This is a genomic window from Boseongicola aestuarii, from assembly GCF_900184815.1.
GTDB classification, from domain to species: Bacteria; Pseudomonadota; Alphaproteobacteria; order Rhodobacterales; family Rhodobacteraceae; genus Boseongicola; species Boseongicola aestuarii.
In genome coordinates this window covers 43435-58371 of sequence record NZ_FXXQ01000001.1, presented here as the reverse complement: position 1 = coordinate 58371, position 14937 = coordinate 43435, and the positions used below count along the sequence as shown (strand labels likewise).

Below are 14937 nucleotides of genomic sequence, written 5' to 3'. Positions count from 1 at the left end.
ACCTCGCGATACCGCAAGCCCTACTCTTTGACGTAAGGCTTGCCATCCGCTGCCGGGGCGCGTGCCCTTCCCACAACCCCTGCCACAACTATGATCGTTGCAATATAGGGTGCCATCGCCAAGAACTCGGAAGGTATTGGCGTGCGCAACAAAGCCAGTTTCTGCTGAAGCGAGTCTGCAAATCCAAAGACCAAAGCCGCCAGAAGCGCGCCCACCGGATGCCAACGCCCGAATATCATTGCAGCCAGCCCGATAAAACCGCGTCCACCCGTCATGCCCTCATCAAACCGCCCCACCGAGCCAAGCGTGAACCAGGCGCCCCCAAACCCCGCAACCATGCCCGCCACGGTCACATTGACGAACCGCGTTCGATATACATTGATGCCCAACGTGTCCGCCGCGCGGGGATGCTCCCCGACGGCGCGCGCTCTCAGCCCAAGACGCGTGTGAAACAGGTAGTACGTCGCAAGTCCGGCCAGAATGAACGCGCCGTACACGAAAAGGTTTTGATTGAAAAATACCGGCCCGATCACTGGAATATCGCTCAGAAACGGAATTTCAATTGCCCGGAATACCGGCGCATTGTTGAGCGCCCGATACTCCTGAAAGACTTGGCTTGAGATGTAACTCGTCAATCCAAGCACAAAGAGATTGATGAACACGCCCGCGATAATCTGGTCCATCCGATACGTCACGACCAAAGCAGCCAGCACAAACCCAAAAACACCACCCACAGCAACGGCCGCCAACAAACCCGCCACCCCCCCAGCCAGAGAACCAACCAACGCGCCGGTAAACGCGCCCGCCAAAAGCATCCCTTCGATGCCGATGTTCACGACCGCGACACGCTCCGACAACACGCCCGCCAACCCGCCAAGCGCGATTGGCACGGCGCGCACAAGGCTCGCCTGAAGCATCCCGGACAGCGAAAACGATTTCCCAACCGTCGCCCAGACCAAAAACGCCGCCACGGCGATGGCCAAACCGACCCCAAGCGACAAGGAACTCCACCGCGCCGCACCTCGCGCGAACTGCCGCGCGCCAAGGAACACCAGCAACGCCGACACCACATAAATGAACGCACCTCCCGGCACGACAAGATTGGGCACCGGCCAGACATCGTTCGGACGTGACAAACGAAAGGTCGCAGACCCGGCAGCATCGGGCGCGAAAAACACCGCGATCAAAACGCCCAAAGCGATCAGGACGGCGCCCGTGATGCGCGTTTGTCGCTGTCGCGCCTTATCTAGAAGTACGCTCATGACCCCTCCTTTTTCGAAGGACCACGCCGAAATCCCCAAGGGAAAAGTGCGCGTACCAAAAGTGGCGCCGCAATGAACACGATAATGAGCGCCTGAATGATCCCGATAAGGTCAATGCTCACACCCGCATCCACTTGCATCTGCCGACCACCGGCCTCCAATGCCCCGAACAAGAGACCAGCAAACAACACACCAACCGGGTGCGACCGACCCAAAAGCGCGACGGCAATCGCATCAAACCCGATCCCGGCCGAAAATCCCGGCGTCGCCCTATCAAGCACACCTAGCACCTGATTTGCCCCCGCAAGTCCCGCAAGCGCCCCTGCCACACACATCGCCAGAACAATCGTCATTCCAGCGTTGATTCCGGCAAAACGTGCAGCAATTGCGTTCTCGCCACTGGCCCGAAACTCGAATCCCAACTTGCTGCGAAACAGCAACCAATAGGCAACTGCAACCATCGCGAGCATCAGGAAAATGCCCGCATGAACGCGGAGATTCACGTCAATGAACGTCAAAAGGCGCGGCAATTCGGCTACTTCCGGGATTGACTTCGATATCGGATCGTCCCGCCCTTCCTTCTGGATCAAGGGCGTGCGCAACAAGTAATCCAACAGGCGATAAGAAATCAGGTTGAGCATGATCGTCGAAATGACCTCGTGCGCACCGGTCGCGGCCCGCAACCAACCTGCAATTCCAGCATAAAGCGCACCCGCCAGCGCACCCGCAAGGATCGACAGCGGCAGCGCGACGATGGCAGGCATCCCACCAAGAGCCACACCAGCGACCACCGCCGCAAGACCGCCCATGATCACCTGTCCCTCCGCCCCGATATTGAACAACCCGGCGCGAAACCCAAGCGCAAGGCCCAGGCCGGCCAAGACCAGTGGTGCCGCGGCCGTCAACGTCTCGGACACTGCATTGAGGGACCCGACCGACCCTCGAACCAACGCGACAAATGACTGACCAATCGTCGCAAGATCGACGCCCGTCGCAAACATCACCACAGCACCAAGCACCAACGCCGCCACAAACGCGTACAGCGGGACAAGCACCAGATCCTCGAACTGCGTGCGCCCTATCACTCTGCCGCTCACAGCCTTTTCCATGACCGTACTCATGTCGCAGCCCCGGCCATTGCAAGACCTATCGTACCCTTGTCGACAGGCGTCTTGCCCGGCTCGTATTCCGCAACGATCCGACCTTTGAACATCACAAGAATGCGGTCCGACACCGACAGGATTTCATCCAACTCGGACGAGACGATCAATATCCCGTCCCCCTCGTCACGCGCCGCCATCAGACGCGCATGAATGTAAGCGATTGACCCCACATCCAGACCACGCGTCGGCTGTCCGGCAATCAAGAGCCGCGTGTCGCGAGACAACTCGCGCGCCACGATGAGCTTTTGTTGATTGCCACCTGAAAGATGCGCCGCGTCGCTGTGGATCGAAGGCGTGCGCACGTCGTAGTCCCTTGCCGCCGATTCAGCCACCGCATTCACACGTGCCCAGTCAATGCTGCCGCCTCGTGAAAACCGCGCATCGTAATAGGTATCCAGCACCATATTCTCGGCAACGGTGAAACTGCCGATCAGCCCGGCAGCTTGCCGGTCCTCGGGGATATGAGCAATCCCCATCCGGTGCCGCGCGCGCGGGGAAGCTGCGGTGATATCCGTGCCATCAAAAAGTACTATCCCGCCCGCAGGCATACGTAATCCGGCAAGAGCTTCGATCAGGGCCGACTGACCGTTGCCCTGCACGCCCGCGATCCCGACGACCTCGCCGCTTCTGACCTGAAGAGAAAGACGGTTCACCGCAATTGCACCGTCGTCATGCAAGACCGTCAGATCGGAAACATTCAGAATAACCTCTCCTGGATCAAACGGGGCACGTTCGACATTGAAATCCACAGGATGCCCGACCATCATCTCAGCCAAATCCGGGCGGGTCAGTTGCTTTGGATCCCCGCTACCAACGATTTCGCCGCGCCGAATGACACTGATGCGGTCCGAAATCTCAAGGATCTCATTCAGCTTGTGCGTTATGAACACAATCGCCTTACCGGTATCGCAAAGCGACCGGACAATCTGAAAAAACTCGTCGACCTCTTGTGGCGTCAAGACGGCCGTCGGTTCATCAAGGATCAACACATCCGCTTCACGAAACAGCACTTTGATGATCTCGACACGCTGCTGCACACCAACCGGCAAAGTTTCGACAATGGCGTCGGGATCCACCGAAAGGCCATATTCCTCGCTCAGTCGCCGTACCTGCGTTCGAGCGGTCTCAAGATCGAGATGATCGAAGCGCCCGACTGGCTCAATCCCGAGAACGACATTCTCGGCCACGCTGAAAACCGGGATCAACATGAAGTGCTGATGCACCATGCCAATTCCCGCGCGGATCGCATCGCCCGGACCCTCGAACCGAACCGGGGTGCCGTTGATGATGATCTCGCCTTCCGTCGGACTGTAAAGCCCGCAAAGCACATTCATCAGAGTAGACTTCCCGGCACCATTCTCACCCAGAAGCCCCAGCACTTCACCGGGTCTGATCGTCAGGTCGACCCCATTGTTCGCAACAACGGAGCCGAACCTTTTGGTGATGCCTTTCAGCTCGACTTGCATCGTACCGAACCTAGTCCGAAACCGAGATGCTGCCGTCTATGATCCCGACCCGCAGAGCCTCCAATTCGGCCTTCAAATCGTCCGGAACCAACCCGTCCATGTCATGAAATGGCGCAAGACCAACGCCACCGTTTTCCAGCGTCCCGACCAGAAGGCCACCTTCAAATTCACCTTTCATCGTTGCCTCGATCACCGCACGAACCGTGGCATCCATGCGCTTGGTAATCGAGGTCAGATAGACGTGCTGACGTTCGGTATCGGTGAAATAGAGATCAGCATCGACCCCGATGATCTTCAACTGATCGATACCCAATTCATCGGCCAGCGTTGCCGAACCCAGACCAACAGGTCCCGCCACAGGAAGCACGATGTCAGCCCCCTCATCATAAAGGTTCTGTGCAAACGCACGGCCGTCGTCCAGATTGTCGAAGTTGTTGGTGAAAAGACCCTCACGATCCTCCAGGTTCCACCCAAGAACCTCGACAGCGTCGTCTTTCGCGGCATTCCAGTGTTCGACGCCCTTCACGAACCCATCCATGAAAATCGTCACCGGAGGAATGTTGATACCGCCGAACGTGCCGACAATTTTGGTCTCGGTCATCCCGGCTGCAAGATAACCTGCCAGAAAAGCGGCCTGATCTGTCGCATAGACCTGTCCGAGAACGTTGGGAATTTCGGGATCATAGGCGAAGTCCACGATCGAGAACGGCTGATCGGGATTGGCAAGTGCCGCGTCGCGTGTTGCATCGCCAAGCAGGAAACCCACCGTCACGATGATGTCGCACGCACCGTCGATCAACGAGTTGATGTTCGCCTCGTAGTCGGTTTCAGCCGTTGACTCGAGAAACCGACCCTCTATGCCAAAATCCTCGATCGCGTCCTGCACACCCTTCCAGGCGGTCTGGTTGAAACTGTTGTCGTCAATCCCTCCGGTGTCAGTGACCTGGCACGCGGTGAAGGCAAAAGCGGGACCGCCGACGACCAGCGCGGTCGCCACGGCAATCGCCGAAAACACTCGGTTTGATCTAATAGCTTTCATGGTTTGGGCCCTCCTCAGCACCGCATCTCGGCACCAGCTTAGACACGACCGCGCAGGCGCACTTGAGGAAGATCAAGCCAGCGCGAACCTCACTTCATGGCTTTTGCAAGTCGCATGACAGCTGCCAGTATGGCTTGGGAAAGCTTGGGCGAGCGCCCGGACCCGATGACCCTGTCACTGTCGCGGACATCACTTTCCCGAAGCGTGCAACGCCAGTGCCCGTCTTTGTCATTGGCGCGACCATGAATATGGACCGTCCAGTTCGGATAGGCGACGTCGGCGACATGCATTGCACCGTCTGTCGTGCTGATATGCAATGGCGCCATGACTTCATCCGGCACGGCATCAGGCAAAAGATAGGCAAGAGCATGTGCGATACCGTCATATTCGGCAATACTGATGTCCCTCTCGGACTCAAGCTCGTTGATCAGGATATCCAGTTCAGGGTCTTCCATCTTTTTTGCTCCGTTTTTGCATTGGTTCTGGGATCAAATCTCGGCAACTCCAACGACGTAGTTCTTGCCATAGGCACGCGCGCATCTCGGACAAGTGGTGTAGAACATGAAAACACGTTTTGCTCTATGACCGTCGGCTGTGGCTGCTGTTTCCATGTCATGCACCCAGTTCTTTGCATGGCGGTACGGCCCTTCGAAAACGCGTGTTATGAAATCACCGCTCACTGTCGTCATCTCTTCATTGGGGACAGGTCCGGTGACAGCAAAGAGATGCTCGCCCTCGCTCGATGAAAGGTCACGACTGAGAACCAGATAGCCCTCGGGGTCTTGGGCGGCGGCATCCTCGATATGCGTCTGAACGCGGGTAAAGACAGATCCCATGTTGATCGGAATATGCATGACGGCGCGCGTCGTTGCGCGGACAAAAGGCTTGTCTTCAAAATGCAGATGACGCCCGTCCCACCCTTCGGGGTTGAACTTGGGACAACAACCCGTCGGATTGTCGGACATATCCATTTTTGGCAAAACATTCGTTTCCATCGCAGCCTCCCTCATCGGCACGCCACCCACACAATATGCCTTTCCTCACGGCGCAAGTTGATCTCGCTCAATCCAAGCAGGGTTGGTTTGCGTTCTAACTGGCCTTCAAGGCTGCGCACCATTTGACCAAAAGCCAGCAGAGCCCGGCCAGCCGACCTTTGGAGCCCTCATGGAAACCGAAATTCTTTTTCTCACGCTGGGTGCAATGTTCATTGTTGGTCTTGGTGCAGACCAATTGGGTCACCGAACCCGCATTCCTCGGGTGACGCTTCTACTGCTTTGCGGATTGCTCGCGGGCTATCTGGGGATCATCCCCGCGCCCGTGACGGGGGCATATGAATTCCTGTCGGTTACCGCCCTGACGTTTGTCGCCTTCCTTCTCGGGGGTGCCCTTCGCATCAGAGACCTGCGCATAACCGGCCGACGGATTATCGTCATTTCATTGACAATCGTTCTGGCGACGTTGCTGGTTGTGGCGGCCGGGCTGATCCTCTTGGGGGTCGATCCCAAACTGGCAATCGTCTTGTCGGCAATCGCTTCCGCAACCGCACCTGCCGCAACGACAGACGTCATTCGCCAATCCGGCATCGCGAACGAATTCACGCGCACTCTTGAAGGGATCGTCGCCGTCGATGACGCATGGGGCCTTATCGCGTTCAGCCTTTGCCTCAGTTTCGCGGCAGCCGGAAACGGTCATGTCAACGAAATATCTGTTCTCACCGAGATCGGCGGCGCATTGCTTCTGGGTGCCGCCGTCGGCCTGCCCGGAGCCTTTCTGACTGGACGTATCTCAGGCGGTCAACCCCTTGAGATCGAGGCCCTTTCACTTGTCTTCCTGACGGCCGGCCTCGCGCTTTGGGCCGAGGTGTCCTTCCTGATCGCAGGCATGACAGCCGGCGCCATTATCGTGAACATGGCATCCCATCACGAGCGCGCCTTCCACGAAATCGAACATATCCAGTGGCCGTTCATGATCCTATTCTTTTTACTCGCTGGCGCCTCGCTTGATATCGCCGCCCTTGCCGACGTCGGTCTGATCGGCCTTGTCTACATTGGTTTGCGGATCACGGCGCGCATTGTCGGAGGATGGCTTGGAGCAATTCTGAGCGGTGCGCCAACTCAAAGCCGACCTCTCTACGGAATTGCCCTTTTGCCTCAGGCAGGTGTTGCAGTCGGAATGGCCCTCGTCGCAGCTCGCGCCCTGCCCGAACACGCCGGTCAGATCATCGCCCTGACGATCGGCACCACGATTGCGTTCGAGCTTTTCGGCCCCGTCCTGACGCTCTGGGCCGTCCGTCACGCACACTCGCCCGACTAGTTCTCCAGAAAAAGCCACGCCGCCAACCTATAAAAAAAGGGGCGAGGCTCCTGGGAAGCCTCGCCATTCACCCACTACGATACTCACCAACAAACCGGATCAAACACATCCGGATCTCTACCCGCACCTTAGTCGTGCGAAACCTTAAGCGCATTGAGGCTCATGCTTGTAAGTTTGCCAGTCTCGGCCTGGTACTGATTGACGGCTTTCCGGATAAACGCGCTTTGAAGACTGCGCGCCTCATCCAAGTCCTCGCACTCCAGAATCTCGCGCTGAAACTTCACGTCTTCCTTGATGCGGTCGGTCACGAACTCCGCGACTTCCGCGCCAATGTCGCCGAGGCTTTCCAACCAGGCGATTTGCGCGCCGACGATGCCGCCGAAACCGGCACGTTGCATTTTCAGGACCGCCTCAAGAGCGCCATTCGGATATGCCGTTTGCGCAGTAGATCCTTTCTTTCCCATGCGAACCTTCCTCCGTATCATCCCTTCTCGGTCATTCTGGCACAGCTCAACAGTCCGCCTTTTGATCATTATCAAGTCGGCGCATGACACAACGCACTAATCGTCAAAGTCACAATCGAAGACGGAGGCTCATGTGCCCCAAGGCCTGCGACGCGGACTGACGCTAGACCAAGTGGAAGACATCCGCGCCCGCTCTGGTTGGAACAGCTTGCCCGACACTACCAGTTCCGGCCCATTCGCGATCCTGATCCGACAATTCTCGAGTTTTCTGATTTTCATTCTGTTCGTTGCAGCCGGCGTCGCGATTGTGCTTGGTAACTGGACCGATGCCATGGCAATCGGGTTGGTGATCGCGCTCAACGCCGCATTGGGTTTCATTCAGGAATGGCGCGCGGAAACTGCACTGGCTGCCCTCAAGACGATGCTTTCACCAAAGGCAATGGTCATCCGGGACGGCCAAGAAATGGTGATTGCGTCGCGCGAACTTGTGCCCGGAGACCTTCTTGTGCTTCAGGCGGGCGATACGATTCCAGCCGACGCGACCGTATCCGACTGTGTGGGACTATCCGTCGACGAAAGTGTGCTGACGGGTGAATCCGTCGCCGTCGGCAAAAACATCAAGAGCCCGAAGCTCTTTACCGGCACGGCCATCGTCGCAGGGCACGCCGAAGCCTTCGTCACAGCAATCGGCTCAGAAACGGAATTCGGCCATATCGCTGAATTGACCGGCAGCATCGACACCAAAAAAACGCATCTCCAGAAACATCTGGGCAGGCTCGCGTCTCAGCTTGGTATGACGGCGCTTGTGATTGCGGGCGCGATATCGGTTCTCGGTATTTCGCTGGGTCGCGACCTGAGCGAAATGCTGATGACCGGCCTATCTCTTGCCGTGGCGATCGTGCCCGAAGGCCTGCCAGCGGTCGTGACCATCACGCTTGCCCTCGGTGCCGCGGCCATGGTGCGACAAAACGCGCTGGCGCGTCGTCTGCAGGCAATCGAAACCCTTGGTGCGGCGTCGGTCATCTGCACCGACAAGACGGGCACTCTGACCGAAAACAAGATGACCGCCACCCGCATCTGGACGCCGGAACAGACATATTCCGTCACCGGAACAGGCTATGATCCGGCAGGCCACGTCGAAGACAGCGATAAAAGGCGCGTGCGATCGCGCGATGACGTCTATCTCGGCGAAATCCTGAAGATCGCCGCGACCTGCACCCATGCCAATTTGCGGCGGGGAACGGACGGCTGGACCATGACCGGCTCTCCGACCGAAGGTGCCTTGCTGACCCTCGCTTTCAAGGGCTGGCACCCCCCTGCGGGCGAGAACACCGTCGTTTCCGAAATACCCTTTGACAGTGACCGCAAAAGAATGAGCGTGCTGGTCCGCACCGACGAGGACTCCGAAATACTGATGAAGGGCGCACCGGAGGCAGTTCTTTCGGTTTCGACGCAGCTTCGCACGCCCACTGGCACCAAACGTCTCAGCGCCGAAGACCTCGCGTCCATCCGGCAAGCCTACGAGGCAATGGCTGGCGATGGGCTGCGCGTCATGGCCTTTGCCGAACGCCAGACGTCGGACCAGACCATCATGGAAACCGACATGACCTTTCTGGGCCTCGTCGGTCTCATCGACCCGCCACGCCCGGAAGTGCGCGACGCGATCAGCTCTGCGCGATCGGCCAGCATCCGCGTGATGATGATCACCGGCGACAGCCCGGTCACCGCGCGCGCGATCGCGGGCCAGGTCGGGCTTTCAGTAAAAACCATCCTGACCGGCAAGGATCTCGATCAGATCGACGATACGGCTCTGGCAGAACGTCTCCACGAGGACATAATCCTCGCTCGCACCCGCCCGGCCGACAAAATGCGCGTGGTATCGGTCTTGCAGGCCAAAAATCATATCGTCGCCATGACGGGCGACGGGGTAAACGATGCCCCTGCCCTGAAACAGGCCGATATTGGCATCGCCATGGGAATCCGCGGCACGGACGTCGCGCGCGAAGCCGCCGACCTTGTTCTTTTGGACGACAATTTCGCGACCATCGTCGCCGCTATCGGCGAAGGCCGGCGGCAATTCTCGAATATCCGAAAATTCGTACGCTACCTTCTGTCATCGAATGCCGGCGAAATCGTCGCGCTTGTCGTCAACATCGCGATCGGTGGACCACTGATCTTTCTGGCAACGCAAATCCTGTGGATGAACCTTGTCACTGACGGCGTTACGGCCGTGGCGCTCGGGCTGGAGAAATCCGAACCCGACCAAATGGAAAACCCGCCACGCAAAAAGGACCAAGCCATTCTCGGCATCGGCGGAGTGACTCTGATCTGCCTTTTCGGACTTTACACCGGCACGGCAAGCTACTGGATATTCAGCACGCTTCTTGACAGCGGTGTCGAGATTGCACGCACAACCGCATTTACTGCCATGGTGACATTCGAAAAAGTCAGCGTCTTTGCGTTCCGCTCGCTTCACTTGCCGTGCTGGCGTATCGGCTGGCTCTCCAATCCTCTGCTCCTGGTTGCCTTTGTCGTAACAATGGCCGCGCAGGTCCTCGCAATCTACTGGCCGCCGCTGCAGCAACTGCTCCATACGGTCGCGATCGGATGGGATCAATGGGCCATGATTGCGGTCCTTGGCTTGCCGCTCCTTATCGTTCCGGAACTTGTCAAGACGCTCGGCTATTTCATGTCTCAGCGCGCCAGATAATAGACCCAGAGGCTGGTCGCAAAGCAAATCAGCACAAGCACTGAATCCAGCCCGACCCGCCCGACGCGTGGCTTGCGGCGAACAATCAATCCAATGAGGTATATCGTCGTAACCAGAATTCCGAAGGTAAGCGACAGATCGACCGTCAGCGACGCATCATTCAATATCGGAGACTTTCGATACAACAGATCGGCCGGAAAAATCAGCACGACCATTATGAGGTTGCTGCCGAAAATATTGGAAATTGCCATTGTATAGGCACCGATCCGCACCGCCGTCAGGCTCGTTGTCAGCTCAGGCAATGACGTTGCCCCCGCCAAAAGCGTGACGCCGACAAAGCTGGTCCCAAGCCCCGATTGCTCCGCTATCCGGTCGGCAAGAAGAACCAGCGCAAGACCAAAGACCAGAATCAGCAGAACTGCCAAAGCCGTATGCCAGAACAAAGCGCGCAGACTTTCCTCGCGCAGACCCGTCGGCGCTGGAAACGGCAAAGGATCGGGATCCGGCAGATCAACGGGCACCCAGTCGCTGGCATCGTCATACCAGCGCAACAGCGCAATGGCACCGCCATAAACAGCCGCCACAATCACACTTCCAAGCCCAACCTCAGCCAGTGAGATCCGCTCTCCAAGCTGCGTGAAAATCAGCACAATCGACAGCAGCAAAACCACAAGCATCGCCTCAAGAGCATGATTGGCCTTTCGCGGATAACTCGTGATCGAACGCGTTGCCCAAAAATCGGACATCGCCAGAATTGCCGTCTGAAGCGCGATCCCTCCAAACAGATTGTTGAGCACCAGATCGCTGTTTTGCTGAACCGCCCCCGTCAGCGTCGTCGCAACTTCGGGAAGCGACGTCGCAAGCGACAGAAACAGCAGTCCGACAAGCGATTTCGCAAGATGCAACCGATCAGACAATGCGTCCGATAGGTATGCTAGCCGCGACCCGGCATACCAGACCACCGCCGCCGAGACGGCAAACGCGCCAAGATTGGCCGCAAGCGTTGCTTCGGAACCTTCCATGAGAACACAGCTAAAATGCCGGAACAAAAAGCGTTTGATCTTGCTCAAAGCCAAACGCCGCCATCTGCGCCACTTAAGAAACATGCCAGAAGACCACGATCACAGTCCCGAAGACATCAAGGCCCGCCTCGCCCCCGGCAAAGCCGCGGGTTTTCTGCGAGACGCGGTCTACGGAGGCATTGACGGAGCGGTCACGACTCTAGCCATTGTTGCCGGCGTCGCGGGTGCGGGGTTGCCGAACTCGGTGATCGTGGTGCTTGGATGCGCAAATATACTTGCCGACGGATTCTCCATGGCCGCTGGCAATTTCGCTGGCACAAAAGCCGATATTGATGACAGAAAACGCATCATCGCGGTCGAGGAACGCCACATTCGCAAATTCCCTGACGGCGAAAAGGCCGAGCTTCGTGAAATCCTGCTTCAGCGTGGATTGACCGGCACGATCCTTGAAAGCGCGGTCGCGGAAATAGCCAGCCAAAAACAGAAGTGGATCGATATCATGCTGACCGAGGAATACGGTCTGCCTCGCGATCCCCCTAACCCTTGGCGTCTGGCTTTCGTAACCTTCTTTGCCTTTATCCTTGCCGGAAGCGTGCCACTCGCGCCGTTTCTCCTCAGCCTCCAGCAACCCTTCGAGATATCCGTCGGAGCAACGCTCGCGACGTTTTTCGCCATCGGTGCGATCAAAAGCCGTTGGTCACTGTCACCGTGGTGGCGCTCGGGTCTCGAAACCCTGCTGATCGGCTCGATCGCCGCCCTTGTCGCCTACGTCGTTGGTCTCGCGTTCCAGATCTGAAAAACCGAATTGAGGTTTGTCAATTTTGAACAGGTAATTCCACGTAAAGTCGAAATCAGCAATAAGGGAGGGGTCTGATGTTCCTTCAAAATCTGAGCGCGCATCGATGCGGGGTTCGACTACCTATAAGCCCGAAAAGGTTTCCAGAAATACGGTTACTGCAGATGACCAACACTCAACGCATCGCCGCGAATTGCTCCGTCGACTGGCGTACCACCAAACAAGCAAGCCCGTCGCAGGACTTCGACAAAACCTTGCATGAGCAACTGCAACGTTGTCAGATCGGCAGGGATGAAACGGAGCCGCCATGTCGAAAGACACGACAGACAGCGACTTGCTGAACGCAATAATGAGTGCCGCAGTAGATGCAATTGTGGTTTCGGATGACGTTGGGAACATCGTGCAAGCGAACCACGCCGCGCACAGCATGTTCGGGTATGAAGAAGGCGGCCTACTGGGTCACAACGTCGGTGATCTGATGCCGAACGCGATTGCTGCCGAACACGACGCGTTCATGACACGCTACCTCAAAGGCGGTGAGGCAAAAATCATCGGAACCGGGCGTGACGTCGAAGGAATGCACCGCTCCGGGCGAACCTTTCCACTCCACCTGTCAATCGGTGAAGCCAAGTCCGGCAACAGTGCCCTTTTCGTAGCCATCTTGCACGATCTGACCCGCCGCACCGCCAGCGAAGAGGCTCTCTCACGCACCATGAGACTTGACGCAATCGGCCATATGACGGGCGGCATCTCACATGATTTCAATAACATACTGACTGTTGTCATTGGCAACCTCGAGCTGGCAGGCCTGAGGGAACTCGACGAAAATACCGCGGAATACCTGAAAAACGCGATTGCAGCCGCCGAAATGGGTTCGGAACTGACCTCGCGCCTTATGATCTTTGCGCGCAAGGGAACCCTAAACCCCGAGCCTGCCGATTTGGGTCACATCTGCCGCCACACGCTTGATCTTTTGCGTCGAACGCTGGGTGAAAACTATTCCATCAAGAGCGACTTTCTCGATGACACAAGCCGAGTTCTGATCGATCCCATCCAGTTTGGCTCGGCACTGGTCAATCTCGCGGTAAATGCGCGCGACGCCATGCCGGACGGCGGAAGGCTCCTGTTTCAGATCGACGAGATCGAAATCGATGACGCCTACATGGCGCAAGAAACAGACGTCAAACCCGGTCGCTATGTCCGACTCATGGTGAGCGACGATGGTGAAGGCATGACACCCGAGAGCCAGCGTCGCGCTTTCGAGCCCTTCTTCACAACCAAAGCCGACAAGAGCGGAACCGGACTTGGTCTGGCTATGGTTTACGGCTTCGTTCGCCAATCCGGCGGCCATATCACACTTTACAGCGAAGTCGGTCACGGCACCAGTTTCGGCCTCTACTTCCCGGCCCTCACTGAACCATCAGGGGCAAGTGATTTGTCGCGCCCGCTTAAACCCGAAAACGTCATTGACAAGGGCAACGGCGAGACCGTTCTTCTGGTCGAAGACAACCCCAAAGTTCGACAGATTTCCGAAGAACGGCTCCGTGCCCTAGGCTATGAAATCATAGTCGCAAACGACGGCGACAGTGCCTGGCGCATCCTCAATGAAACGGAAAACGTCGATCTGGTCTTCTCCGACATCGTCATGCCTGGATCCCTGAACGGTCATGATCTGGCATCAAAAATTCGGGTGAAGTTTCCCAAAATTGCCATACTGCTTACGTCAGGTTACGCCAGCGACGTCATCACCAGCAAGATGCGATCATCCCAACAATTCGAGATCCTGCACAAGCCTTATCATCAAAAGGAATTAGCGCGCAGATTGGCTGCCTTGCTTCGACTGTCATCGGACTGAACCGGAAGGATATCCGCGGTAAAACTGTATCCCGCGCCACGAATTGTCTTGATGATCCTCGGCTCCGCCGGGTTACGCTCGATCTTCTTTCTCAGCCGAGCTACTTGATTATCAATCGTGCGATCAAGCGGACTCCAGGACGTACCGCCAATCAAATCCATAAGCCGATCCCGCGACAAAACACGCTTGGGATTGTCCAGAAATATGCTCAACAGCTTGAAATCACCGCTGGTTGTATTGCAAAGCTCGCCACTGCGATCAAAAAGCTCAAATCGCTTCGGCACCGCCACCAATCCGTCAAAGTGGATCTCGTCGGCTTCGCTTTTCCTGGTCTCGGTGGGTTTCACCTCGTGCGGCGTGCGCGGCTCTTGCTCAAGACCGGTGCGCCGCAAGACCGCCCGCACCCTCGCCAGCACTTCACGGACGTGAAACGGCTTCACGATATAGTCGTCGGCACCAAGTTCCAGCCCGACAACGCGGTCAACAACGTCGTCGCTTCCCGTAACCATGATGATGGCAACTTGCGAAGTCTCACGGATACGACGCGCAATATCCAATCCGTTATCCGGGCCCAGTTTTAGGTCCAAAGTCACAAGATCGATTTTCTCATTCTGCAGGAAAACCTTGGCCTCGCCCCACGTCGCTGCCGCACAAACATCATAGCCCCCGGCCTTGAAGACGTCAGCCAAAAGCGTGCGCACTCCACTCTCGTCTTCGATGATCAGTATGCGATGCTGCAAAACCATTCCTCTTGAAGAACGTCGGACCCTCTTGGATCTATCACTGAATTGGGATGCGGAAACGACGATAATAACCTTGGCGCTACAAAACGATACAAATTATTACA

General features: G+C 57.1%; 13 protein-coding genes. 4 read left to right on the top strand and 9 right to left on the bottom strand.

The window, feature by feature from the left end; genetic code table 11:
- Positions 1-20: 20 nt before the first annotated feature.
- The 6 genes from BOA8489_RS00300 to BOA8489_RS00275 all read right to left on the bottom strand — a co-directional run bounded on the left by BOA8489_RS00300 (position 21) and on the right by BOA8489_RS00275 (position 5925).
- The gene (locus tag BOA8489_RS00300) at positions 21-1262 is read right to left on the bottom strand and encodes an ABC transporter permease (RefSeq protein ID WP_093971996.1); all 1242 of its coding nucleotides are present in this window, start codon (positions 1260-1262) and stop codon (positions 21-23) included.
- Complete coding sequence (locus BOA8489_RS00295) at positions 1259-2383, bottom strand: ABC transporter permease (protein WP_093971995.1); 1125 nt, start codon at positions 2381-2383, stop codon at positions 1259-1261. Before BOA8489_RS00295 ends, BOA8489_RS00300 begins: the two co-directional genes overlap by 4 nt.
- Entirely contained in the window at positions 2380-3891 is a 1512-nt protein-coding gene (locus BOA8489_RS00290; protein WP_093971994.1) for an ABC transporter ATP-binding protein, read from the bottom strand. Before BOA8489_RS00290 ends, BOA8489_RS00295 begins: the two co-directional genes overlap by 4 nt.
- A gap of 10 nt (positions 3892-3901) precedes the next feature.
- Complete coding sequence (locus BOA8489_RS00285; protein WP_093971993.1) at positions 3902-4930, bottom strand: BMP family lipoprotein; 1029 nt, start codon at positions 4928-4930, stop codon at positions 3902-3904.
- 89 nt (positions 4931-5019) lie between these two features.
- Complete coding sequence (locus BOA8489_RS00280) at positions 5020-5385, bottom strand: hypothetical protein (protein ID WP_093971992.1); 366 nt, start codon at positions 5383-5385, stop codon at positions 5020-5022.
- Between the two features lie 33 nt (positions 5386-5418).
- Positions 5419-5925: a hydrolase gene (locus tag BOA8489_RS00275; protein WP_093972452.1), complete on the bottom strand. Its 507-nt coding sequence runs from the start codon at positions 5923-5925 to the stop codon at positions 5419-5421.
- Between the two features lie 169 nt (positions 5926-6094).
- Between BOA8489_RS00275 and BOA8489_RS00270 the strand changes: the two genes are divergently transcribed.
- Complete coding sequence (locus BOA8489_RS00270) at positions 6095-7243, top strand: cation:proton antiporter (protein WP_093971991.1); 1149 nt, start codon at positions 6095-6097, stop codon at positions 7241-7243.
- A gap of 128 nt (positions 7244-7371) precedes the next feature.
- On the opposite strand, the gene BOA8489_RS00265 is transcribed toward BOA8489_RS00270, so the two are convergent.
- Positions 7372-7707 (bottom strand): phasin family protein, encoded by a 336-nt coding sequence (locus tag BOA8489_RS00265; RefSeq protein ID WP_176440154.1) that lies wholly within the window; start codon positions 7705-7707, stop codon positions 7372-7374.
- Positions 7708-7840: 133 nt separating this feature from the next.
- Here BOA8489_RS00265 and BOA8489_RS00260 point away from each other — a divergent pair, with 133 nt between their 5' ends.
- A complete protein-coding gene (locus tag BOA8489_RS00260; RefSeq protein WP_093971989.1) occupies positions 7841-10417 on the top strand; it encodes a cation-translocating P-type ATPase in 2577 nt (858 codons plus the stop codon).
- On the opposite strand, the gene BOA8489_RS00255 is transcribed toward BOA8489_RS00260, so the two are convergent.
- Positions 10402-11439: a sodium:calcium antiporter gene (locus BOA8489_RS00255; RefSeq protein WP_176440153.1), complete on the bottom strand. Its 1038-nt coding sequence runs from the start codon at positions 11437-11439 to the stop codon at positions 10402-10404. The two genes, BOA8489_RS00260 and BOA8489_RS00255, sit on opposite strands and share 16 nt — an antisense overlap.
- On the opposite strand from BOA8489_RS00255, the gene BOA8489_RS00250 reads away from it, so the two are divergent.
- Both BOA8489_RS00250 and BOA8489_RS00245 read left to right on the top strand, forming a co-directional pair.
- Positions 11438-12235 carry a VIT1/CCC1 transporter family protein gene (locus tag BOA8489_RS00250; protein ID WP_306345734.1) on the top strand — a complete coding sequence of 266 codons (798 nt, stop codon included), beginning with the start codon at positions 11438-11440 and terminating at the stop codon, positions 12233-12235. The genes BOA8489_RS00255 and BOA8489_RS00250 overlap by 2 nt on opposite strands.
- Positions 12236-12542: 307 nt before the next feature.
- Positions 12543-14090, top strand: a complete 1548-nt coding sequence (locus tag BOA8489_RS00245; protein WP_093971986.1) for a PAS domain S-box protein — start codon at positions 12543-12545, stop codon at positions 14088-14090.
- Here BOA8489_RS00245 and BOA8489_RS00240 read toward each other — a convergent pair.
- Positions 14036-14836 (bottom strand): response regulator, encoded by an 801-nt coding sequence (locus tag BOA8489_RS00240; protein ID WP_093971985.1) that lies wholly within the window; start codon positions 14834-14836, stop codon positions 14036-14038. The genes BOA8489_RS00245 and BOA8489_RS00240 overlap by 55 nt on opposite strands.
- Positions 14837-14937: the final 101 nt, after the last annotated feature.

Bases quoted from the DNA above. Each gene is read 5' to 3' on its own strand.
- BOA8489_RS00300 (WP_093971996.1), bottom strand. From the start codon at position 1,262: ATGAGCGTACTTCTAGATAAGGCGCGACAGCGACAAACGCGCATCACG.
- BOA8489_RS00295 (WP_093971995.1), bottom strand. From the start codon at position 2,383: ATGAGTACGGTCATGGAAAAGGCTGTGAGCGGCAGAGTGATAGGGCGC.
- BOA8489_RS00290 (WP_093971994.1), bottom strand. From the start codon at position 3,891: ATGCAAGTCGAGCTGAAAGGCATCACCAAAAGGTTCGGCTCCGTTGTT.
- BOA8489_RS00285 (WP_093971993.1), bottom strand. From the start codon at position 4,930: ATGAAAGCTATTAGATCAAACCGAGTGTTTTCGGCGATTGCCGTGGCG.
- BOA8489_RS00280 (WP_093971992.1), bottom strand. From the start codon at position 5,385: ATGGAAGACCCTGAACTGGATATCCTGATCAACGAGCTTGAGTCCGAG.
- BOA8489_RS00275 (WP_093972452.1), bottom strand. From the start codon at position 5,925: ATGGAAACGAATGTTTTGCCAAAAATGGATATGTCCGACAATCCGACG.
- BOA8489_RS00270 (WP_093971991.1), top strand. From the start codon at position 6,095: ATGGAAACCGAAATTCTTTTTCTCACGCTGGGTGCAATGTTCATTGTT.
- BOA8489_RS00265 (WP_176440154.1), bottom strand. From the start codon at position 7,707: ATGGGAAAGAAAGGATCTACTGCGCAAACGGCATATCCGAATGGCGCT.
- BOA8489_RS00250 (WP_306345734.1), top strand. From the start codon at position 11,438: ATGAGAACACAGCTAAAATGCCGGAACAAAAAGCGTTTGATCTTGCTC.
- BOA8489_RS00255 (WP_176440153.1), bottom strand. From the start codon at position 11,439: ATGGAAGGTTCCGAAGCAACGCTTGCGGCCAATCTTGGCGCGTTTGCC.
- BOA8489_RS00245 (WP_093971986.1), top strand. From the start codon at position 12,543: ATGTCGAAAGACACGACAGACAGCGACTTGCTGAACGCAATAATGAGT.
- BOA8489_RS00240 (WP_093971985.1), bottom strand. From the start codon at position 14,836: ATGGTTTTGCAGCATCGCATACTGATCATCGAAGACGAGAGTGGAGTG.